At 70.5% G+C, this 3,178-nt stretch carries 3 protein-coding genes and 1 tRNA gene; 2 read left to right on the top strand and 2 right to left on the bottom strand.

Annotation, left to right across the window (positions count from 1 at the left end; translation table 11 throughout):
* The coding region (locus IJH84_RS12770; protein ID WP_295144455.1) for a trypsin-like serine protease at window positions 1–740 on the bottom strand (740 nt) is incomplete at its 3' end.
* A 244-nt stretch (window positions 741–984) separates the two neighbouring features.
* On the opposite strand from IJH84_RS12770, the gene IJH84_RS12775 reads away from it, so the two are divergent.
* Window positions 985–1,767, top strand: a complete 783-nt coding sequence (locus IJH84_RS12775; RefSeq protein ID WP_295144458.1) for a VOC family protein — start codon at window positions 985–987, stop codon at window positions 1,765–1,767.
* Window positions 1,768–1,854: 87 nt separating this feature from the next.
* Here IJH84_RS12775 and IJH84_RS12780 read toward each other — a convergent pair.
* A tRNA-Thr gene (locus IJH84_RS12780) sits at window positions 1,855–1,927 on the bottom strand.
* 231 nt (window positions 1,928–2,158) lie between these two features.
* On the opposite strand from IJH84_RS12780, the gene IJH84_RS12785 reads away from it, so the two are divergent.
* A partial coding sequence (locus IJH84_RS12785; RefSeq protein WP_295144461.1) for a threonine/serine exporter family protein occupies window positions 2,159–3,178 on the top strand: 1,020 nt, incomplete at its 3' end.

Consider the following 3,178-nt stretch of genomic DNA (forward strand, 5'->3'; position numbering starts at 1 on the left):
CAGACGCCGGCGACCTCCTTGATCCAGTCCCGGTATTCGGTGATGTTGTTGTAGGCCGTGGAGGTGGCCCGGTCACTGGTCGAGGCCACCCCGACCTGCTTGCCGTTGGAGAACATCGGCCCGCCGGAGTCGCCGCCGGCCGGGATGCCGGTGCCGCGCTCGGCGCAGACCGCGGTGCCGCCGCGGTAGTCCGTGCAGGCGATGTCGGTGACCTTGACGTCGGCGACCTTCAGGTTGGTCGCCTGGCACTCGGCCTCCGGCTTGTCCGTGCAGGTCGCGCCCCAGCCGTAGGTCTGCACGGTGTCGCCGTTGGCGACGTCGCCGGTTTCGCCGAGCGGCGCGAACTCGACGTTCATCGGGCGGTCCACGTTGACCAGCGCGAGGTCCACGCTGTCGTGGATGTGCACGCCGCCGGACTTGGCCTTGAACTCCTCGCCCTCGTGCTGGTTGAGGCTGCCGACGCGGAAGCTGATGGCTCCGTCCTCGGCGCCTTCCACGCAGTGCTGGGCGGTCAGCACCCATTCCGGCGAGATGGCCGTGGCGGTGCACGCCTCCTGGCCGTTGTTGAGCAGGCGGGCCGCCCAGGGAGCGTCCGTGGCGTCCTCCCCGTCGATGATCATCGGCTGCAGGTCGGACGGCGGAGCGGGCGCCGCGGGAGCCGCGGCTTGGGCTGGGACGGCGAACGCGGCGGCGGCCAGGGCCAAGCCCGCAGCGCCGGTCAGAACTCGGACCAGAGACACGCTGATCTCCTCTGGGTAGCAGCGGCAACGCTGTACGGAGCGGCTTCGAACACGCTCCATACCCTCACCCGAACGGGTAATGGGTCAACCAATTGGTCACTATTCGCCACCGCGACTGCGAGCTGAGTTCTGATCGAGATGCGCCGATCGACGGACTCAACCAACAATCGGGTGCCCACTATGGCGCCGGTCGGACGTCTCCCGCACCTCGGCGGCCGCACCTCGATGAGCAGCGGGGACACCCATGGAGATCACCGAATACCGCCCGGGCACCCCGTGCTGGGTGGACCTCGGCGTGCCCGACCCCAGCACGACATCCGAGTTCTACGCCGAGCTGTTCGGCTGGACCGTGCACGACACCGGCGACGAAGGCGGCGGGTCCCGGATGTGCCTGCGCCACGGCAAACCCGTCGCGGGCATCGGCCCGCACTCCGGCGGCAGCAGCGGCCCGCGGTCGTGGACCACCTACATCTGCGTCCGCGACGCCGACGCCGCAGCGGAAGCGGTGCGCAGGGCGGCGGGGCAGGTGCAGCTGGAGCCGATGGACGTGCTGGACGCTGGCCGCATGGCGGTGTTCACCGACCCCTCGGGAGCGGCCATCGCGGCGTGGCAGCCCAACGAGCACATCGGCTCGGCCGTGCTGGACGAACCCGGCGCCCCCTGCTGGCACGAACTCGCCACCCGCGACCCGGAATCCGCGGTGGAGTTCTACTCCGCCGTGTTCGGCTGGGAGGCGGCCAACGAGCAGATCGGCGCGGAGGACTACACCGCCTGGCGGCTGGAGGGGCGCACGATCGCGGGCATGATCCAGATGACCGCGAGCTGGCCCACCGAGCTGCCCGCGCACTGGACGGTCTACTTCACCGTCGCCGACACCGACGCCGCGATCGAGCACCTCGACCGGCTCGGCGGAACCGTGCTCGCGGGCCCCACCGACATCGAGCCGGGCCGGTTCGCCGTGGTGCACGACCCGGCGGGTGGGCTGTTCGGCATCATCGCGATCAACCCCGCGGCCGCGCCGGGTTGACGCCGCGGCTCGCGGCCGGGGGCGATCAATGCCTCGATCGGGTCCTGTCGCCGAAGGGCAGGACGCGCTTAGGCTGCTCGAACCGGGAGCCGCTGAGGGGATTCGAACCCCTGACCATCCGCTTACAAGGCGGGCGCTCTGCCTACTGAGCTACAGCGGCGCACAGCAACCGGCGATGCCGGCGACCACGCGGACACATCGTAATCACCGCACGCCCGCCGCGAGCAGGCGGTCGCGCAGGACCCTCGCACGCGGGCGCGCGAGGCGAAGTGTCAGGCTCGTGACCGAGGACACCCGAGGTCCGTGCAACAGCAACGGCAACGGCGCCGATGGGCGAGGTGACGATCAAGGCGAGCCGCCGGGAGCGGTGAGCAGGAAGGTGGTTTCGACGGTGGGAATCACGCAGCGCGCCCGTGGTGTGCTGCGGCGGCGCGAACCGGCCGAGACGGTCGGGACCCGCAACGCCGTTTACGGGCCGGCACTGCCCGACGAATCGACCGTCCACTTGGTCATGGACCTAGGACTGCGCATCGGCGAGGTCCAGATGGCCAGCGGTGCGGGCGCCTCCGACGTGACGGCCACGATCATCGGCGTGGTCAGCGCCTACGGTCTGCCGCACTGCGAGGTCGACGTGATCTACACGTCGATCACGGTTTCCTGCTACCGCGGCACCGAGTCGGTGCCGATCACCTCGCTGCGCGTGGTGCGCAACCGCTCGATCGACTACACCCGCCTCGACGACGTGGAAAAGCTGGTCCGGCGGATCACCGCCGGCGAGATGTCCGCCGCGGAGGCGTACTCGGAGCTGGACCAGATCACCTCCGCACCGCACCCGTTCCCGCGCTGGGTGGCGACGCTGGCCTGGGCCGGGATGGCGGCTTCGCTGTCGGTGCTGCTCGGCGGCGGCCCGCGGCTGGCCATCGTGGCCGCCGTGGCGACCGCGCTGGTGGACCGGATCGGGCGGGTGCTGAACAAACGCGCGCTGCCGTTCTTCTTCCAGCAGGCGGTGGGCGGTGCCATCGCCACCACCATCGCGTTGCTGTGCTCGTACCGGGAGAGCTTCCTACCGGAGGGGTCCGGCGCCCTCGCGGTGGCGGCGAGCATCATCGTGCTGCTGTCCGGGATGACCGTCGTCGGTTCCATGCAGGACGCGATCACCGGGTACAACGTGACCGCCGCCGGGCGGATCGCCGAGATCGCGCTGATGTCCGCCGGGTTGATCGCAGGCGTGGTGCTGGCCCTCTACACCGGTTCCCAGTTGTTCGGCCAGATCGCCGGGGACCCCAGGCTCGCGGGCGCGATGTTCAAGGACGTCGGCGGCGCGCAGATCGAGTCCAAGGCGCTGGTGATCCCGGTGCAGACCCTGGCGGGCGCGTCGACATCCGCGTGCTTCGCGCTGGCCAGCTACGCA

It is taken from the genome of Saccharopolyspora sp. (assembly GCF_017434145.1).
Taxonomy (GTDB): Bacteria; Actinomycetota; Actinomycetes; order Mycobacteriales; family Pseudonocardiaceae; genus Saccharopolyspora_C; species Saccharopolyspora_C galaxeae.